This window comes from Paenibacillus lentus, assembly GCF_003931855.1.
In the GTDB taxonomy this organism is placed as follows: domain Bacteria; phylum Bacillota; class Bacilli; order Paenibacillales; family Paenibacillaceae; genus Fontibacillus; species Fontibacillus lentus.
In genome coordinates, this window is record NZ_CP034248.1 from 5,245,856 (window position 1) to 5,266,160 (window position 20,305).

The 20,305-nt window shown below is 47.2% G+C and carries 12 protein-coding genes, 3 rRNA genes and 1 pseudogene; 1 reads left to right on the forward strand and 15 read right to left on the reverse strand.

Annotated features, from left to right (window positions below; genetic code table 11):
- Window positions 1-17: 17 nt before the first annotated feature.
- The 6 genes from EIM92_RS23400 to EIM92_RS23425 form a co-directional block, all read right to left on the reverse strand.
- A complete protein-coding gene (locus EIM92_RS23400; protein ID WP_125084909.1) occupies window positions 18-1,616 on the reverse strand; it encodes a response regulator transcription factor in 1,599 nt (532 codons plus the stop codon).
- Complete coding sequence (locus tag EIM92_RS23405) at window positions 1,573-2,994, reverse strand: ABC transporter substrate-binding protein (RefSeq protein ID WP_125085338.1); 1,422 nt, start codon at window positions 2,992-2,994, stop codon at window positions 1,573-1,575. Before EIM92_RS23405 ends, EIM92_RS23400 begins: the two co-directional genes overlap by 44 nt.
- 28 nt (window positions 2,995-3,022) lie before the next feature.
- Window positions 3,023-4,744 (reverse strand): cache domain-containing sensor histidine kinase, encoded by a 1,722-nt coding sequence (locus EIM92_RS23410; protein ID WP_125084910.1) that lies wholly within the window; start codon window positions 4,742-4,744, stop codon window positions 3,023-3,025.
- Window positions 4,745-4,858: 114 nt separating this feature from the next.
- A complete protein-coding gene (locus EIM92_RS23415; RefSeq protein WP_125084911.1) occupies window positions 4,859-5,728 on the reverse strand; it encodes a carbohydrate ABC transporter permease in 870 nt (289 codons plus the stop codon).
- A complete protein-coding gene (locus EIM92_RS23420) occupies window positions 5,725-6,681 on the reverse strand; it encodes a carbohydrate ABC transporter permease (protein ID WP_125084912.1) in 957 nt (318 codons plus the stop codon). Before EIM92_RS23420 ends, EIM92_RS23415 begins: the two co-directional genes overlap by 4 nt.
- A 98-nt stretch (window positions 6,682-6,779) precedes the next feature.
- Window positions 6,780-8,129: an ABC transporter substrate-binding protein gene (locus tag EIM92_RS23425; RefSeq protein ID WP_125084913.1), complete on the reverse strand. Its 1,350-nt coding sequence runs from the start codon at window positions 8,127-8,129 to the stop codon at window positions 6,780-6,782.
- An 838-nt stretch (window positions 8,130-8,967) separates the two neighbouring features.
- Here EIM92_RS23425 and EIM92_RS23435 point away from each other — a divergent pair.
- A pseudogene (locus tag EIM92_RS23435) lies at window positions 8,968-10,151 on the forward strand (IS3 family transposase).
- Between the two features lie 551 nt (window positions 10,152-10,702).
- Here EIM92_RS23435 and rrf read toward each other — a convergent pair.
- The 9 genes from rrf to EIM92_RS23470 all read right to left on the reverse strand — a co-directional run bounded on the left by rrf (window position 10,703) and on the right by EIM92_RS23470 (window position 20,278).
- Window positions 10,703-10,819: ribosomal RNA gene (gene rrf, locus EIM92_RS23440) — 5S ribosomal RNA — on the reverse strand.
- A 148-nt stretch (window positions 10,820-10,967) separates the two neighbouring features.
- A 23S ribosomal RNA gene (locus EIM92_RS23445) occupies window positions 10,968-14,042 on the reverse strand.
- A gap of 427 nt (window positions 14,043-14,469) precedes the next feature.
- Window positions 14,470-16,024, reverse strand: a 16S ribosomal RNA gene (locus tag EIM92_RS23450).
- The 16S, 23S and 5S rRNA genes sit together here, the layout of an rRNA operon.
- Window positions 16,025-16,313: 289 nt before the next feature.
- The gene (locus tag EIM92_RS23455) at window positions 16,314-17,018 is read right to left on the reverse strand and encodes a class D sortase (protein WP_125084914.1); all 705 of its coding nucleotides are present in this window, start codon (window positions 17,016-17,018) and stop codon (window positions 16,314-16,316) included.
- 130 nt (window positions 17,019-17,148) lie between these two features.
- Window positions 17,149-17,385, reverse strand: a complete 237-nt coding sequence (locus tag EIM92_RS24805) for an LPXTG cell wall anchor domain-containing protein (protein WP_425464170.1) — start codon at window positions 17,383-17,385, stop codon at window positions 17,149-17,151.
- Window positions 17,300-17,494: a hypothetical protein gene (locus EIM92_RS23850; RefSeq protein ID WP_164515203.1), complete on the reverse strand. Its 195-nt coding sequence runs from the start codon at window positions 17,492-17,494 to the stop codon at window positions 17,300-17,302. The genes EIM92_RS24805 and EIM92_RS23850 overlap by 86 nt, the downstream gene beginning before the upstream one ends.
- Window positions 17,495-17,500: 6 nt before the next feature.
- Window positions 17,501-18,547 carry a hypothetical protein gene (locus EIM92_RS23460; protein WP_164515204.1) on the reverse strand — a complete coding sequence of 349 codons (1,047 nt, stop codon included), beginning with the start codon at window positions 18,545-18,547 and terminating at the stop codon, window positions 17,501-17,503.
- Between the two features lie 284 nt (window positions 18,548-18,831).
- Entirely contained in the window at window positions 18,832-19,278 is a 447-nt protein-coding gene (locus tag EIM92_RS23465) for a GtrA family protein (RefSeq protein ID WP_125084916.1), read from the reverse strand.
- Complete coding sequence (locus EIM92_RS23470) at window positions 19,268-20,278, reverse strand: glycosyltransferase family 2 protein (RefSeq protein WP_125084917.1); 1,011 nt, start codon at window positions 20,276-20,278, stop codon at window positions 19,268-19,270. The genes EIM92_RS23465 and EIM92_RS23470 overlap by 11 nt, the downstream gene beginning before the upstream one ends.
- Window positions 20,279-20,305 lie beyond the last annotated feature (27 nt).

A 20,305-nucleotide genomic window follows, 5' to 3' on the forward strand; every position in this document is an offset into this window, starting at 1 on the left:
CTTCTATTCTTGTAATGCTAACCGGCCTCCTCCCGATATTCAGACGGGGTTTTCCCCGTTATCTTTTTGAATACCTGACTGAAATACCTGGGATCCTGATATCCAACAAGCGGAGCTACTTGATAGACCTTCACATTCGTATTTTGCAAGATGAATTTGGCCTTTTCGATACGGCACTTCGTCAAATATTCCAAAAAAGTATACCCTGTTTCTTGCTTAAATAGCATACAGAAGTGGCTTATACTTAGTTCGGCTATTTCGCAGACCTCTTCAATGCTGAGATCCTTGTGATAGTTGTGAGTGATGTACGAGGTTGCCTTTCCAATAACAGCCTGAACATCTCCACGCGAGTAATTCTCCTTGTTCTGCAAAATCCACTGACCGAAACAATCCTTCAATACGGCGATCATTTCACTTAAAGTCGGCAGGGAGTAAATCTCCTGCAGCAAGCCTTCCAGAGACCACTCCAGCATCATATTCATGCCTTCGAATTGACGATACAGGACGATCGTCAGCTCGATAATCATTCGCTCCGCCTGCTCCTTGGTCAAAGCCTTTTCCTCGAAATAGCTCTTCATTTCATCAAATAGGTTCAGCAGCTGCTGACGATCTAACTTGCGAGCGCATTCCAGTAGCGATTCTTCTATCAGCTTAGGATATCTAGCTTCCGTAGCTTCCGTAGTATGAGCTGCCTTTTCGCGTTCCGAATAGACATAAACTCCTTCCTCACCGAAATAAAATCGCTGATACAAGGCTTGGGCCGCGTTCTGATAAGCTTCATTTAAACGATTAATGCCGATCATGCTCCCACTAAAACCAGCTGAACAAGACAACTTCGTATTTGCTTTGATTTGGCTGATCAAATCATTGCCGAGACATACCTTTCTATCGCTAAGATGATCAGGGAACAGGATGACCCATTCGCCGCTATGAAAAGGAAACGTCGTAAGCCCCCCTTGATTCAGAGACCACTCGCTAACGATATTGCGTATCGCAAACAACCATAGGCGTTTATCCTCCATGCTCCACTGCTCATTCAGCTTCAAATAATGATCGAGCTGAACGACAGCCATAAAATACCCTTGCTCCAGCTCACTGTTCTCCAGCCAACGCATATGTTGCAGTGGGCTTTGATTTCCATCGATAAACTCAGCAAACAGCCTCTCTCTAGCGAGCAACGACAACACTTGAACCGAATGCAGCAGTTTGTCATTTTCCTGTTGCTTGTTCAGATGCTTCTTGGCTCGCATAATCATTTCAATCAACTCGTCATGATCGATCGGCTTTAACAAATAGTCAAAAGCGCCCTCGCGCAGCGCCTCGCGCGCATATTCGAATTCGCCATAACCGCTAATAAATATAAATAACCTCTGCGAATTTTCCGCCAATACTTCCTTCATCAAAGAAATCCCGTCTTTGCCCGGCATGCGTATATCACTAATAATCATATGCGGCGCCGTTTCACGAACCAATTGAAGAGCCTGTTCCCCATTTCTGGCTTCTCCGGCTATTTCTAAATAAAGCTCTTCCCAGGGGATCGCAGCCTTCAAACTACGCAGAATAATAGGCTCGTCATCGACCAAGATCACCCTGTACTTCTCTTCCGTCGCCCCCATCCATGGCACCTCCCGAATTCTTAAAGGGTAAAGAACTTCTTCGTTGATTCCAATATAGATTAGAGCTAAGCTGCAAATCCTCCAGAGCTTCCTCTGCACTCATCTGGCCACCGATCATTTCCTTCACGCCCTTTAAGAAGGATCTTTTGACCTCTGGGGACAATATATTGTCATAAGGGACGAAGCTATGCGTGCTTTGCTCCATCAATGTGATTACTTGAGCAAACACGGGGCCCGTTTTTTCGGGATCATAGCTAATTTTAATCGACGGCAAACGCAGGCCTTCATACACAATACGGCTTTGGATTTCCTTCGTATAGAAACGCTCCAGCAAATCCAGCGCGGCCTCCTTCTTCGTTTCATCTAGGTTGGATGACAGTCCGATACCAATCGTATAACCGCCAGCGATCGAACTGGTTTCTCCCAACCGAAAGGACGGAAATGGAATAACGCCTACTTCGTCCTGGAAGCTTGATTTGCTATGAGAGACCTGATCATCTCGATGAAATAAATTGATGTCCCAATTCCCATTTAAATACATAGCAGCTTTGCCCTCGGTAAACTGGGAAATTGCCTCTTCCGTGGTAAAGCCGTTAGCCGAGGGAGCGAAAGCTCCTGCCTTTACCCACCCGTCCAAATGCTCGTAGGCTTTCAAATATTTTCCATTCCGAAAATCATGGCCATCTTCCCCCTGCGACAAAGCCTGAATCAATTCAGGCCCAGCGTATCGATCCATCAAATAATGGGCAAATATCGCTGCTGGCCAGCGATCCTCATTCCCCAACGCAAAAGGAATGTATCCGTTATCACGAAGCACCTGAATGATATGATTCAATTCAGCTAACGTATTCGGCGCCTGAAGACCAAGCGTATCAAAAATCGTCTTATTGTAATATAAAGGCTCCGCATTACCTTCTATCGGCAGACCGTAGATCCGTCCATCAAAAGTCCATAATTGCAAGTCGCGGTATTGCTCCTTAAGTCCACGTTCCATCACGAACTGACTCAAATCCATCAGTCGATTCGCACGGGCATAAGGCTCGATTTCAGCGCCCCCGAACAGGACGAACATGTCTGGAGGCGTGCCAGTGACCATCTCGCTTTTAAGCTGCTGCTCGCGATGCGTCGTCTGATCCATCCCTTCAAAATTCACCTTCACATTCGGATGGGCTTTCTGATAATCCGCTACGACATCCTCAAATATATTCAGCATCGGCCGATCATGCTCCTTCGTCCAGAAATGACGAAAAGTGAGGGTGATTTTATCGATTTGATCCTCCTCGATCGGATCGCGATTTCCGGCGGTAATAAGCAGGACAGATACGGCAAGAACCGTAATATACAGCAGAATCCATCCCCAGTTAAGTAACCATTTCATCATTTATCCCCCTTCTACCCGTTGTTATTTAAGAAACGATCTTAGGTATCCGAATTCGGATTGTAGACCCGAATCCAGGAGAGGAACAAATCATAATGCCATACTGTCCACCAAACCGAATGCGCAGTCGTTCATGAACATTTTTAAGGCCTACTCCATTTTCGCGATATTTCTTCAAGTTGCCCCAATCTTTATTCCACATATTCAACAGTGTCACGTGATCAAAACCAGGCCCGTTATCTGTCACATAAATAAAAATATCATTTCCATGCTCCTCTGCTCGAATCGTGATCATTCCGCTGTCTTCCATCGGTTCAATCGCATGGTACAGTGCATTCTCTACGATAGGCTGGACAATCAGCTTCTGTGTCTTGAAATATTTCAATGAGTCCGATAATTGCAAGTCATACGAGAACTTATCCTCGAAGCGGAATTTCTGAATGTCCATATAGTGCCGAACATGCTCTATTTCCATTTGCAGAGGAATGAGCTCCTGATTCTCACTAATACTTATGCGCAGCAGCTTACCGAGAGATATAACCATCTTACTGATGCTCTTATTCCCCTGCAGCACGGCCATAGAATTGATCGATTCCAAGGAATTATAAATAAAATGCGGATTGATTTGTGCCACGAGCGCTTGCAGCTCCGCCTCTTTCTTCCGATTCTGCTCGGTCTGGACCTGCTCGATCAGCTCATTGATTTGCGTACTCATTCGATTGAATCCATCTACCAGCAAATCCCGCTCATCGTCCGCTGGAAGCCTAGAAGTAATCGGTACGAATATCCCCTGCTGCACTCGCTTCATTCCGTTCACAACGCTTATAATACTGCTAACCAATCTACGGATAAAAAATCGGTCGAATAAAAAAGCAGACACCAGAGATAACACTACAAGAATAACAGCGATATTGCGGATCGACAAAGACTCGGACGCAATCAATTTAAACGGTGTAATCGCTACCAAAACCCAGTCTTTGTTATGAGATGGCAGATAAGTGATCAGCGATTTTTCCTCCAGATACTTATCTACGTAGTAGCCTTTGCTGCTGGAATAGCCTTCCAAGAGGAAGGGAAATGACGTCTGTTCCCCGATATGCTCACCAGACTTGTCAAACACGATTTTCCCCTGCGTATTCACCAGCAAGATATCCCCTTGCTTCAGCGTAGCTGCTTCCCAGAACACCTGATCCAGAATGTCTGGCTTAATATATATCACGAGAGCCCCAATATCCTCTAATGAATAATAGTCTTTGACTACACGCGCCTGTATAAGTACCGGGTTCCCCGTAGCAATCGAACCATTCTCTCCGGGTCCGATCCATACCGGTCTTCCTTCAGCTGCTTTCATCTTCTTATACCAGCTTTGCTGATTCAGTTCATCCAATGCCATAAATTCGTTAGGACTGTAGAGCAGCTGATCTTTGGAATACAAAGCGTACGAGGTAATCATCGGATGATTGAATAGCTTGCCGATCTCTTGCTTGGTCTCATAACTTACTCCTGCCTCCGGCACCTTCAGCGTTAGCTGAATAACATCCTGAGTGATCGCCGAGTTAGAAATGGTCGTTACTTCATTCAACGCAAATTTCAGCTTCCGGTCACTCTCCAGCAAGGAGATCCAATAAAAATGACTAGACTTCTTTTCCATCGCATGCGCGAAGCTGTAATAAGACACGCCGCCCATCAGTATAACCGGAATGAACACGAGAAGTATAATTGCTAGCAAGATCTTTCGACGGAGTTTCATGAACTTTTGCGGCCTCCCCAACATCTTCTAACTGTATTATTCTTCATCGTGTTCTATATTCCTTGCAAATATCACGTATTAGATCGTAGACCTTCAGAATATGACGCTGCTTGCTTAACTTTTAATAGCTCCAGATGTCAGGCCGGCGATGACCCAACGGCTGAACAGCAGGAAAACAATCAAAAGCGGCAAGGTAGCCGTAAAGGTAGCAGACATGATCATACCGAAATCCAGACCATCCCGGTTCGTAAATAGCTGCTGAAGCGCCAGCTGAATCGTATAGTTCTCTCTATTCTTCAATACGACAAGCGGCCAGAAGAAATCATTCCAAACGTTCATGAAATTTAGGATGGCAAGCGTAGCCATCGCCGGCGTAACGACAGGAATCGCAATATTCCAGAAAATTCGAAAATGTCCGCCCCCGTCGATCCGTCCCGCCTCTATCAATTCGGAGTGAACGGCAGAGGATATATACTGCCTCATCCAGAATATCCCGAATGCATTTACCATCGCCGGAACGATTAACGCCTTATAGCTGTCGATCCACTGCAGCTTCGCCATAATGACATATTGCGGAAGAACCCCTAACTGAACCGGAACTAACATTGTAGCGATAACAAAGACAAACAGAATCTTTTTCAATGGAAATTCATATTTCGCAAAAGCATAACCAGCGAGCGTACACAGAAACACTACGGAAATCGTAACTGATGAAGCAACAACGACGGAATTCAGTAATGCTCTAAAAAAATCCGTCCTTTCCAAAACGCGTCCAAAGTTATTAAAGAACTCCGTTCCAGGCACAAGAAGCGGCGGAATATGGAATGCAGCGGACTTGTCGTTGGTTGCAATTACAAACATCCAGTAAAACGGAAATATAGACGCGAGCGCACCTAACACCATAAATATATAGAATAAAATTTTGACAATAATTCTGGCATCGTCCGGTTTCTTTCTTTTCATGTTTACTGCTGCTGTGCTCATGCTTTTTTCCCTCCTGTGTCTCCGCCCATTCGACTGGATATCATCATATTAAGGACAGAGAAAATAATGGTGAAAGCAAACAGCATGACCGCCGTGGCCGCTGCAGTTCCAAAGAAGCCGTTACGGAATGCCTCACTGTACAAGTAAGTTACCATCGTAACCCCTTCCTGACGAGTAGAACCCGTACCCGACTGGCCAAGGAATACGTAGGGCTCGGTGAATAACTGTAGTGCACCAATCGTAGAGATCAAGGTGACAAAGATGATAAATGGCCTCAGCAATGGCAGTGTAATGTATATCATCTGCTGTCCTCGACTTGCTCCGTCAATTTTCGCAGCTTCATAGATGTCTGTAGGAATACTCTGCAGTCCTGAGAGGAAAATGATCGCATTATACCCCATCCAGCGCCACATGACCATCGTCGAGATAGCTATCTTTACTCCCCACCATCCAGAGTTAAAAGCCATGCTCTCCATTCCCATGGTATTTAATAGCCAATTGATCATCCCATTGTTGCCGAACATCGTGCTAAACACGAGTGCCACGGCTACGATGGAAGTAATGTTTGGCATAAAGAACAAGATACGAGACGTATTCTTAAACTTGTTTAATGCCGAATTCAGCATAATTGCGACAAATAATGCCATAATCAGCTGCGGAACGGTTCCCATTAACGCCATAATCAGCGTATTGCTAAAGGAAATCCAAAACGTCGGATCGCTGGTGATCAGTTCATAATTTCTAAATCCGACAAATTTCATCGGTCCAAGAGCATCCCACTTAAAAAAAGATAAATAAATTGTAAAAAAGATCGGATAAAGCCCAAAAATGCTAAAGAGAATAAAGAAAGGAGAGATAAACGTGTAAGCCGTCAAGCGGCTTCGCCTTGTCTCCGTCCAGAACGGTTTCTTGCCTTCATTCTGAAGCGGTTTGGCAGTAGCTAAGTCAGCCATTCATGCACCTCCAGGGTAGTTTGATTAAATCCAAATTCGCAAGAAGATACCATCTTCTTGCGAATTCGGTGACGAGCTATAATAGTAAGGATTACTTACTAGCTGCGTTCTGCCAGTGTCTTAGCTTGTTTTATTGCATTTTCCCACTCTTTTGCCGGATCAGCCTTTTTCTCAAGTACGTTCTTAAGCGCATCCTTGAACATCGTGTCCACTTGGTCATGCAGCGGGCCGTAGTATACCGGTTTTACACGTTCAGCCGACTTGGCGTATGCTTCGGAAATCACCTGACCGCTAAAGAAATCATCTTTATCTTCCGTAAATGACGGTTCGCTGTATACTGCAGGAATTGAAGGGAACAGTCCTTTGCTCTTAAAAGATTTCAATTGATTCTCCTTGTTTACAAGCCAAGATATAAACTCATAGGCTTCCTTCGAATGCTTGCCTTCTTTAGGCAATGTTAGGAACGAACCGCCCCAGTTGCCCGCGCCTTCAGGCAATTGAGCAATAGCCCATTTACCTGCGGAATCCTGAGCATTTCTAATCGTTCCAGCCATCCAAGCCGGAGCTAACATAACTGCAAAATCCCCATCATTGATCGCTTTATTCCATTCAGGGGACCAAAGAAGCGTGTTCCCGATCCAGCCTTCTTGAATGCCATTCACCGTGAAATCATAGGCTTTCTTTACTTGCGGGTTCGTATCTCCAATAAAAGAACCATCTGCTCTGCTGAAATAAATTTCATCGGCTGCTTGGTCGCGCACACCGTTGTACACTAAATCTGTCAAGTCGGCAAATGGTTTGCCTGTTTTATCTTTAAATTGCTTTGCAACCGCCGCAAACTTATCCCATGTATCGATTGCTGCACTAAACCCATCCGGATCGGTTGGCAGGCCTGCTTGCTCAACTAAGTCCGTACGGTAATATACAACTGTGGGCCCGATGTCTGTTGGTAGACCCAACTGAAAAGAACCATCCAACGATGTTGCTTGCTTCCATTTCCATTCCAAGTAATCGCCTTCAATATCTTTTGCACCAAGATCATATAGATTGTGGAATTTATCCTGAGCATTGATGAAACGCTCCATAAATGCAATTTCTAACATAAAAATATCCGGTGCACCAGAGTTTGCGGACAATGCAGTAGTCAAATTATTATGGTGGGCCGTTTGGTCAGACGTATTTTGAAACTTCACGGTAACATTCGGATGCTCTTCTGTATATTCTTTAGCGAGCTCCTCGTAATTTGTCGTTCCAAGCGACCAGAACGTAAGTTCAATTTTCTCCCCTGAATCTGTTGTTGCACCTTCATTTGCGCCGTTTTCGCTAGCTCCAGGCGTATTTCCGCCATTATTAGTTGTGGTTTTATTGCCTCCGCCGCCACATGCCGCTAACGAAGCGACTAGCAGAACAGCAATCAAAACAACAGCCATGCGTTTCATTCTATTCATTTCAAGACCCCTTTCAGAAATGTAAATGTTTACATCGTTAGTCTAACGAACTTTGGACGTGATTTTGAGGAGGCAATATTGCGATTTATAGTTGATATTTTTCTGATTACTACATAGGTAAGCCTAATATGCAATAACTGAGATATCTTCAGCATAACAATCGACTTTTGTAGACGACGAAAAAATGAAATGAAAGAAAAAGCAATCGAGTGAAGAGATATTCTGGAGGGATTTAGATTTAATCTGGAGGGATTTAGATAAAGGAGTCAGGAGGGATTGGAAGTCTAAAATAAAATCAGGCATTAGTAAATAAGATTCCAGTCGTTCTTTCCCACTTAACACACACTTGGGGACCTTGGCTGATGGTCTGGGCTGTTTCCCTCTTGACAATGGATCTTAGCACTCACTGTCTGACTCCCGGTTATAAGTCCATGAGTAGAACCTTAGAGCTTGGCTTGTGTACGCATCTTAGAGCTTGGCTTGTGCACTGATTAACTGATTAGTCGCATTTGCTCCCCTCTCACGTAGCTAATGAAGTTTACACGGGTTGGACGGTTGCTGAAGATGGGTTGGGGTTGGGGGTGGGGTTGGGGGTGGGGTTGGGGGTGTGGGGTGGAGGGTAAGGGCTAGGATTAGCTGATTGGACAATTAGCTGGAGGAGGGAGGGGAGGGAGCAGATGCCGCACTTATCTCAAGTATGAGCTAGCTGTATTTCCTACAGTTAGTTGACGGGTTTTTGTCGTATGGTGGGTATCTAACTGGAGAACTGCAACTAGAATAAAAAGTGGACAGTCCTTAAGTGAACCTAGATAATAATCCTTAAGGGAGAGATGTCCGGATGGAACGTAATAGTTACAGTGAAGAGTTTAAGAAGCAGACAGTGAAGTATATTTTAGAGCAAAGTAAGTCCATGCCGCAGTTGGCCGAAGAACTCGGTATATCTGCCGGTGTGTTGCACAACTGGAAAGCACTTTACCGCGATGAAATCCAGCTGGAATCTTTAGTCACACCGGAGAGAGTGCGTCAACTCGAACAACAACTGCGTAAAAAGGAACTGGAGAATCAAGAGAAGGAGCGGGAAAATCAAGATCTCCAGGAAGAACTCGCTATATTAAAAAAGGCGCTGCACATCTTCAGCAAAGAAAGGAACTGAGGTTCCAATTCATTGAAGAACATCGCTCCGAGTTTTCGGTGGAGAAGATGTGCAAGGTTTTACAAGTGTCTCGGAGTGGCTTCTACAAGTGGCAAAAGGCATTGCCTAGCGAGCAGAAACTTCGAAAGGCGAAGGTTCTGGAGAGAGTCAAGTATCATTTTCATGACTCCGGGGAACGCTACGGTAGTCCTAAGATTACCCGAATGCTGTGGAAAGAGCGTATCCAGGTCGCGGAGCGCACAGTTAGCATCTACATGAAAGAACTGGGGTTGCGTTCTTGTGTCTCCCGTAAATTTAAGGTGCAGACGACCGATTCCAATCATGACTCACCCATTGCTCCCAATGAGTTGAACCAGAACTTTGCCGTATCTGAACCGAACAAAGTGTGGGTTGCAGATATTACCTACATCCCCTGCCGAGAAGGACGGCTGTACTTGGCTAGTCTGATGGATCTGTGCACACGCGAGATCGTGGGTTGGCGTCTTTACGGCCGGATGACAACAGAACTTGTCTTAGATGCTCTAGAGGCCGCATATGATGCGAAAAAACCAGGTAAGGGATTGCTTCACCATTCCGATCGCGGTTCACAGTACGCATCGAAGGAGTACCGTGACAAGCTGGAATCGTATTCCATGAAGGTTAGCATGAGTCGTAAAGGGAATTGCTACGATAACGCTTGTATCGAGTCATTTCACAGCATCTTGAAAAAAGAACTCATCTACAGAACGAAGTTCAAGACCAAACAACAGGCTTACGAGACCATTTACAGGTACATTGAATTTTTCTACAACCGCAAACGAATCCACAGTTCAATCGGCTATGTGTCGCCGGTTCAATTTGCTGCGCAATTCAAGAAGGAGACGGCGTAAACTTTCACTTAATAGGTGTCCACTTTCTTGACAGAAGTCCAAACCTACATTTAGTTTTGGGCAATTACGAGGTTTTAAGTAAATTAAGGGAAACTAGCTGTAGGATTTACATTTAGTACCAGTGTTTCTTGAAGAAAGAGGAAGACTAACTGTACAAAATACATTTCGTCTCTAACCTTCAACCTTAGTAGCCATTTGTATGGCAAAATTTTTTCGATCAACCGAGCTGCTGTCGCTTTTATTCATAGTTTCGTAGTATTGCAGTATTCAGTATTGCAGCGGAAGCATTGCAATATGTAACATAACTGTATGTAACAGAGCCGTACATAACAGGCTGTACGTAACAGGGCTGTACGGGTATGTAGCATGGCCGTAGTATGGCTGTAACATGGCCGTATCCAACATGACACTATCTAATATGACAAGGCAACTATATGGCAGTATTTAACATGGCGTTCTCAAACGAAAAATAACGCAATTTGCAAAAAATAGCACACCAAAAAAACAAAGAAGCACTGCTGACATAAATATCAACAGTGCTTCTTATAGTTGCTTGGCGACGTCCTACTCTCCCAGGACCCTGCGGTCCAAGTACCATCGGCGCTGGAGGGCTTAACGGTCGTGTTCGAGATGGGTACGTGTGGAACCCCTCCGCCATTGCCACCAAACGAGTTCAGATGTTTGATCACCTGAAAACTGGATACGAAACTTCATTTGCGTGTTAGCCCCCACTACCAAGGCTGGTAATGTTCTCGGGGTCCCCGCAAAGTAATCGGAATCAGCATCGAAGCTATTCTTCACTTTGCGGGTAGTATCTTGGATAAGCCCTCGACCGATTAGTACCTGTCAGCTCCATACATTGCTGCACTTCCACCTCAGGCCTATCAACCTCGTCGTCTTCAAGGGGTCTTACTAATTGGGAAATCTCATCTTGAGGAGGGCTTCACGCTTAGATGCTTTCAGCGTTTATCCCATCCGCACGTAGCTACCCAGCTATGCTCCTGGCGGAACAACTGGTGCACCAGCGGTGCGTCCATCCCGGTCCTCTCGTACTAAGGACAGCTCCTCTCAAATTTCCTACGCCCACGACAGATAGGGACCGAACTGTCTCACGACGTTCTGAACCCAGCTCGCGTACCGCTTTAATGGGCGAACAGCCCAACCCTTGGGACCTACTTCAGCCCCAGGATGCGATGAGCCGACATCGAGGTGCCAAACCTCCCCGTCGATGTGGACTCTTGGGGGAGATAAGCCTGTTATCCCCAGGGTAGCTTTTATCCGTTGAGCGATGGCCCTTCCATGCGGTACCACCGGATCACTAAGCCCGACTTTCGTCCCTGCTCGACTTGTCAGTCTCGCAGTCAAGCTCCCTTTTGCCTTTGCACTCTACGAATGATTTCCAACCATTCTGAGGGAACCTTGGGGCGCCTCCGTTACTCTTTAGGAGGCGACCGCCCCAGTCAAACTACCCGCCTGACACTGTCCCCGAACCGGATCACGGTCCTAGGTTAGAACTTCGATACGATCAGGGTGGTATCCCAACGATGCCTCCACCGAAGCTGGCGCTCCGGATTCCTAGGCTCCCACCTATCCTGTACAAATCGCATCAAAGTTCAATATCAAGCTGTAGTAAAGCTCCATGGGGTCTTTCCGTCTTGTCGCGGGTAACCTGCATCTTCACAGGTATTAAAATTTCACCGGATCTCTCGTTGAGACAGCGCCCAAGTCGTTACGCCATTCGTGCGGGTCAGAATTTACCTGACAAGGAATTTCGCTACCTTAGGACCGTTATAGTTACGGCCGCCGTTTACTGGGGCTTCGGTTCACAGCTTCGGGATTGCTCCCTAACCGCTCCCCTTAACCTTCCAGCACCGGGCAGGCGTCAGCCCGTATACTTCGCCTTACGGCTTCGCACAGACCTGTGTTTTTGCTAAACAGTCGCTTGGGCCTTTTCACTGCGGCCCCCTCGTGCTATTCACACTACCGGGGCACCCCTTCTCCCAAAGTTACGGGGTCATTTTGCCGAGTTCCTTAACGAGAGTTCTTCCGCGCGCCTTAGAATTCTCTTCTCGCCTACCTGTGTCGGTTTGCGGTACGGGCACCTTCTCCTGGCTAGAGGCTTTTCTCGGCAGTGTGAGATCATGACCTTCGGTACTGTAAATTTTCCCTCCCCATCACAGCCCAGCCTTAATGATGTGCGGATTTGCCTACACATCAGCCTCACTGCTTGGACGAGCATCCATCAGCTCGCGTCACTACCCTACTGCGTCACCCCGTCGCTCATAGCGGATTACGGTGGTACAGGAATTTCAACCTGTTGTCCTTCGACTACGCCTTTCGGCCTCGCCTTAGGTCCCGACTTACCCTGAGCGGACGAACCTTCCTCAGGAAACCTTGGGCTTTCGGCGGATCAGATTCTCACTGATCTTTTCGTTACTCATACCGGCATTCTCACTTGTATGCAGTCCACCAGTCCTCCCGGTCCAACTTCAATCCACATACAACGCTCCCCTACCCCTGAATCGACTTCACTCCAGCTTCGAAGTGATCGGTTTAACCCCTGGAGCATTTGGCCGAAACCCATGAACCATTTCAAAGGTTGCTTTCGGCAAAAATGTCTCGTAGTATCCACCGCTTCAAAGAAGCAGTGAAGTCGATTCAAGCCATAGCTTCGGTGGTGTGTTTAGCCCCGTTACATTTTCGGCGCAGAGTCACTCGACCAGTGAGCTATTACGCACTCTTTAAATGATGGCTGCTTCTAAGCCAACATCCTGGTTGTCTGTGCAACTCCACATCCTTTCCCACTTAACACACACTTGGGGACCTTAGCTGATGGTCTGGGCTGTTTCCCTCTTGACAATGGATCTTAGCACTCACTGTCTGACTCCCGGTTATAAGTCCATGGCATTCGGAGTTTGACTGAGCTTGGTAACCCTTGGCGGGCCCCGCACCCAATCAGTGCTCTACCTCCACGACTCTATTCACCGAGGCTAGCCCTAAAGCTATTTCGGGGAGAACCAGCTATCTCCGAGTTCGATTGGTATTTCTCCGCTACCCCCACCTCATCCCCGCATTTTTCAACATACGTGGGTTCGGGCCTCCAGTGCGTGTTACCGCACCTTCACCCTGGACAGGGGTAGATCACCCGGTTTCGGGTCTACGTCCACGTACTAAATCGCCCTATTCAGACTCGCTTTCGCTGCGGCTTCGGCTCTTCACCTTAACCTTGCACGGGAACGTAACTCGCCGGTTCATTCTACAAAAGGCACGCCATCACCCGTGCGGAAACAAGTTTCCGCATAGGGCTCTGACTTCTTGTAAGCACACGGTTTCAGGTTCTTTTTCACTCCCCTTCCGGGGTACTTTTCACCTTTCCCTCACGGTACTGCTTCACTATCGGTCGCTAGGGAGTATTTAGCCTTACCAGATGGTCCTGGCAGATTCATACGGGGTTTCACGTGCCCCGCACTACTCGGGATCCGTCTCGGAGGGAACAGACTTTCAATTACAGGGCTTTTACCTTCTATGGCCGGCCTTTCCAGACCTGTTCGTCTAATCGGTTCCTTTGTAACTCCGTGTGAGACGTCCCACAACCCCAGAGAGCAAGCTCTCTGGTTTAGGCTGTTCCGCGTTCGCTCGCCGCTACTGACGGAATCACTCTTGTTTTCTCTTCCTCAGGGTACTTAGATGTTTCAGTTCCCCTGGTATGCCTCTTCACACCCTATGTATTCAGATGTGAGTGACTGCGTATTACCACAGCCGGGTTTCCCCATTCGGACACCCCCGGATCAAAGCTTGCTTACAGCTCCCCGAGGCAGTTTCGTTGTTCGCCACGTCCTTCGTCGGCTCCTAGCGCCTAGGCATCCTCCGTGTGCTCTTAGTAGCTTAACCATGTCGCTCGCATTTTGGGCTATTCGCTCTGTTGTCCGTTACTTTCCTGATTAGATTAAACCAACCAAGGTGGAAAGTAACTTCCAAAGGATCGCCTATCCCAAAACGTTCGCTAGCTACTTTTAAACTTCCTTGGTCAATCACTTGACACAAGTTCAGCTAAAAGGATTATTTCTAAAACGCAAATTTCGTTTCGTATATCCAGTTTTCAAGGATCAAATAGGAATCGTTATCTTACCGACACTTTGTGCGGCGGATAACGGTTCTGTTTGAGAGTTGAACTCTCAAAACTGACCAACGAGTGAGCTAAAAGCTTTACGAAGTAAAGCTACTTCGAAAGCATATACCTCTTTGCATCTGCAAAGGGATCGGCGACTTTCGTCAGCCTTATTTGAATGTCTTCGTTGCAGAAGACGATTCTCCATAGAAAGGAGGTGATCCAGCCGCACCTTCCGATACGGCTACCTTGTTACGACTTCACCCCAATCATCTACCCCACCTTCGGCGGCTGGCCCCTTGCGGTTACCTCACCGACTTCGGGTGTTGTAAACTCTCGTGGTGTGACGGGCGGTGTGTACAAGACCCGGGAACGTATTCACCGCGGCATGCTGATCCGCGATTACTAGCAATTCCGACTTCATGCAGGCGAGTTGCAGCCTGCAATCCGAACTGAGACCAGCTTTGATAGGATTCGCTCCACCTCGCGGCTTCGCTTCCCGTTGTACTGGCCATTGTAGTACGTGTGTAGCCCAGGTCATAAGGGGCATGATGATTTGACGTCATCCCCACCTTCCTCCGGTTTGTCACCGGCAGTCACCTTAGAGTGCCCATCCGAAATGCTGGCAACTAAGATCAAGGGTTGCGCTCGTTGCGGGACTTAACCCAACATCTCACGACACGAGCTGACGACAACCATGCACCACCTGTGTCCCCTGCTCCGAAGAGAAGCTCTATCTCTAGAGCGGTCAGAGGCATGTCAAGACCTGGTAAGGTTCTTCGCGTTGCTTCGAATTAAACCACATACTCCACTGCTTGTGCGGGTCCCCGTCAATTCCTTTGAGTTTCAGTCTTGCGACCGTACTCCCCAGGCGGAATGCTTAATGTGTTTACTTCGGCACCAAGGGTATCGAAACCCCTAACACCTAGCATTCATCGTTTACGGCGTGGACTACCAGGGTATCTAATCCTGTTTGCTACCCACGCTTTCGCGCCTCAGCGTCAGTTACAGCCCAGAGAGTCGCCTTCGCCACTGGTGTTCCTCCACATATCTACGCATTTCACCGCTACACGTGGAATTCCACTCTCCTCTTCTGCACTCAAGCCACCCAGTTTCCAGTGCGACCCGGAGTTGAGCCCCGGGATTAAACACCAGACTTAAATGGCCGCCTGCGCGCGCTTTACGCCCAATAATTCCGGACAACGCTTGCCCCCTACGTATTACCGCGGCTGCTGGCACGTAGTTAGCCGGGGCTTTCTTCTCAGGTACCGTCACTCTTAGAGCAGTTACTCTCCAAGACGTTCTTCCCTGGCAACAGAGCTTTACGATCCGAAAACCTTCATCACTCACGCGGCGTTGCTCCGTCAGACTTGCGTCCATTGCGGAAGATTCCCTACTGCTGCCTCCCGTAGGAGTCTGGGCCGTGTCTCAGTCCCAGTGTGGCCGTTCACCCTCTCAGGTCGGCTACGCATCGTCGCCTTGGTGAGCCATTACCTCACCAACTAGCTAATGCGCCGTAGGCCCATCCCTTAGTGACAGATTGCTCCGTCTTTCATTATTCCTTCATGCGAAGAAATAAATTATCCGGTATTAGCTAACGTTTCCGCTAGTTATCCCAGGCTGAGGGGCAGGTTGCCTACGTATTACTCACCCGTCCGCCGCTAGATTATTTCGGAAGCAAGCTTCCAAAATAATCCCGCTCGACTTGCATGTATTAGGCACGCCGCCAGCGTTCGTCCTGAGCCAGGATCAAACTCTCCAATAAAGTGTTTGACTTGCTCATTTTGAATCTGACGAGATCAGACTTGCATCTGACTCTATTTTTAGATTTCACTTCCGTGAAACCCGCTCACTCGTTGTTCAGTTTTCAAAGATCAACTTTGTTTCTTGTGTGTCGCCGTGTTTCAGCGGCAACTTTTATAATATAACACGTTTTTCTCTAGATAGCAAGTGTTTTTTTAATTACTATTTAGATACACCGTCTCGAAACGGTATAAATTAATATATCAGAAGTTCAATTCAAACGCAATTTAAAAAACATGGAAATTATCGAGCTACAATTGCTTTAGCTTAGCTCTAACAATTAACCGATGAGTAGGGTTCACTATTGGCTCGCATGTAATTAGGGTAAGAAATGATTCATCGGCCACTCCTCTCTTTAATACTGAAACATCTGTAGGCTTAACAATAGAAATTTTGTCTGTCTCATAAACATAAATCCGACTTCCTACCTCTATGACTATCTCATCACCAACCTCTATTTCATCGAGACGATTAAATAGCCTGCCCTTTGTTTTTGCGCGATGAGCAGCAATAGCTGCGTTACCTTGTCCCCCTAAAGGATCTGTTTCTTTTAAATGAGCTGCCGCGAATTTCATATTGCTTTTTGTAGCCCCCTCTAAAATAGGCAGATTAAGCTTTATTTTTGCAATTTTAATAACAGCTATTGCTTTTGAGTGGTGTGTCTCGGTTACTAAAGGCACTAATTCCTCCTCAAGTTGCACATCATTTGAAAAATCATTATTCGTTCCTATCTCAATTATCGAATCTTCCAGCGTTTGAGAAACATTTTGGTATTCTTGGAGAAGAAGCCGATCGATTGCTGCATTGTTGAACTCAACATCCCCATAGTCAGCATCATTTTCGATCCCATGTAGCAGTTTTTGGGTCTGTATATTTTCATAGTATTCATTAACCTTAGGAAATATCATAATAAGCATTCCAAGTACAAACAAAAAGTAGGCAATCACTCTTCTCATAAAGTTAGCTCCCCTTTACTTATAACTTCTTCTATATAAAAAGTAAGCAACCTCTGAAGAACAATATGCTTGCTGGTATTTAAAATTAAAGAAGTAAAGAGGACAACCTCCTTACTTCTCTAAATTTTGATTAGTTAGATTTTTTACTTGTTCTTCTAAGGACAAAACCAACAATTGCAGTGGCAAGCCCAACAATATAATACGGTAAAGAACTAGATTCCCCCGTTTTAGGTAATGTATCTAATGACACTTCCTCCACTTTTTCCGTAATTTCTGGATTACTAGTGGGCGGCCGATCCTCTGGCTCGGTATCTGGCAATATTTGTTCCGTCACTGGGGCTACTGAAGGAGCAGGTGTCGGAATCACGGTCGGAGTTGAACTTGGTGATGGTGATGGTGATGGTGTTGGTGATGGTGATGGTGATGGTGTTGGTGTCGGTGTTGGTGTCGGCGTTGGCGTTGGCGTTGGGGTCCAAACATATCTACCTCCACCCGAACCCGATGACGGAGTAGATGTAGGTCTTGGTGTTGACGTTGGCGTTGGGCTCTCTGTTGGCGTTGGAGTCTCCGTTGGCGTTGGGGTCTCTGTCGGCGTTGGAGTCTCCGTTGGCGTTGGAGTCTCTGTCGGCGTTGGAGTCTCCGTTGGCGTTGGGCTCTCTGTCGGCGTTGGAGTCTCCGTCGGCGCTGGGGTCTCCGTTGGCGTTGGAGTCTCTGTTGGCGTTGGAGTCTCTGTCGGCGTTGGGGTCTCTGTTGGCGTTGGAGTCTCCGTTGGTATTGGTGTTGGTGTTGGTGTCGGTGTCGGTGTCGGCGTTGGTGTTGGTGTTGGTGTCGGTGTCGATGTCGGCGTTGGCGTTGGCGTTGGCGTTGGCGTTGGTGTTGGTGTTGGTGTTGGTGTTGGTGTCGGTGTCGGTGTCGGTGTCGGCGTCGGGGTCGGGGTCGGTGTCGATGTTGGCGTTGGCGTCGGCGTTGGTGTTGGTGTTGGTGTTGGTGTTGGTGTTGGTGTTGGTGTTGGTGTCGGCGTCGGCGTCGGTGTCGATGTTGGCGTTGGCGTTGGTTTCGGCGTTGGTGTTGGTGTTGGTGTCGGTGTCGGCGTCGGGGTCGATGTTGGCGTTGGCGTTGGTTTCGGCGTTGGTGTTGGTGTTGGTGTTGGTGTTGGTGTTGGTGTTGGGGTCGGGGTCGGTGTCGATGTTGGCGTTGGCGTTGGTTTCGGCGTTGGTTTCGGCGTCTTCGTCGGTGTCGGGGTCGGCGTTGGCTTCGGTGTCTTCGTCGGTCTCGGGGTCGGCGTTGGCTTCGGTGTCTTCGTCGGTCTCGGGGTCGGCGTTGGTGTCTTCGTCGGTGTCGGCGTTGGCGTCGGTGTCGGCGTTGGTGTCTTCGTCGGTCTCGGGGTCGGCGTCGGTGTCGGTGTTGGTTTCGGCGTCTTCGTCGGTGTCGGCGTCGGCGTTGGTTTCGGTGTCTTCGTCGGTCTCGGGGTCGGCGTTGGCTTCGGTGTCTTCGTCGGTCTCGGGGTCGGCGTTGGGATCGGGCACCATCCGGATATTTCGATCTCTGGCTCAATTGAACTCTCCTTTAGTCCGTCTGCCGTTGCAAAAGCTGTATTCACTGTACCTGTACCCATCGTTAATCCTGCAGCAAGCGTAGCAGCAATAACTGTCCTGGCCTTACTCCTCATTAGCCCCACTCCAATACGATAATAATTCACACTTCATCAATCCATTTTTATTGGACTCCTGCTTCATTTATGCCAGCCTACTTCACGGATATTAAAAAAAGTTTCTTCTATATATAAATAATCAAATAATAATAAATGCCAATTCTATGCCTCCAATTTCTCATTAAGATAAGCCCGCTCCGTAAAAACCCACTTTCGGCTTCCTACAAAATTCACGCTTATAGTAACTATCGTCACTATGAGTTTTGATAGCAGGGGAGGTAATCCAACTACAGAAATCAGTACAGATAGCAGAACCAATGAGAGCGAAAGCACCCCCAAATTCAAAGCTGCAAATCGCATAAATTGCCTAATGTTAAAAAAAAATCGTCTTTCCTGTGCGCTTACTTGTGCAGGAAACGTGATTGTTTTGTTCATGATGTAACTATTCGTTGTTCCTGCCGCATAAGAGATGACCTGCGCTCCAAAACTGCCCAGCCCGGCAATAAGCAATAAAGTAAACAACGCAAAATCTATAGCGGTATTTACCAATCCAATAGCATTGAATTTAAATAATTGCGCGACAAGATTTGTGTTTTTCTTATCCCGCATATTCCTCCACCTGCTCCCTCCTTCCATCCGCCACATACGATGTCTCGGCAACTGGGTGTGCACCCTCACGCTGGAAGCCCGTGGTATCCTGAACGATATATAGCGGTCTATCCTTAGACTCATCATAAATTCGACCGATATATTCCCCCATCACACCAAGCAGCATAAGGACAATGCCGTTAAAGAACAAGTTGATCGCCACGATCGAGGCCCATCCGGGTATTGTCCCCAGTTCAAACCATTTCTGAAATAATACGACGAACAGATAAATAAAGCTGGAAAGCGACAACGTAACCCCTATATATGAAGCAATCTTTAGCGGCTTGTGTGAAAAAGAAGTGATGCCGTCAACGGCAAATGAAATCATTTTCCGCAAAGGATACTTCGTTACGCCCGCATAGCGTTCATCACGCACATACTCAACGCTCGTCTGCCGAAATCCTGCCCAGCCGACTAACCCACGGACAAACCGATTTTTCTCCTTCAAGCTCTTCATGACATCGCATACCTTCCGGTCAATCAAACGAAAATCCCCGGTATCCAGCGGAATATTCACCTGCGTCATGCTGCCTAGTAAACGATAAAACAGCAATGCCGTAATTTTTTTGAACATGCTCTCGCCCTTGCGCTTAAGGCGTTTGCCGTAAACAACTTCATATCCCTCTTTCCACTTGCTGAGCATCTCTAAAATGAGCTCGGGAGGATCTTGCAGATCCGCATCAATAATAACGACGCACCCTCCCGACGCGTAGTCCATGCCAGCGCTAATTGCAACTTGGTGGCCGAAATTCCGGGAGAATTGAATCAGCTTAACGTTGGAGTCTTTTTTACAAATGTCTTGAACAATCTGTGCCGTTCGATCCCGGCTCCCATCATTAACAAAAATAATCTCATAACCTTCTTCCACACAGTCCATGACCTGCTTCAAACGATAATACGTGTACTCGATTACTTCCTCTTCATTGAACATCGGCACGACAACGCTACAGCATATTTCCATAACACCCCTCCTAAAGCTCATAATTTA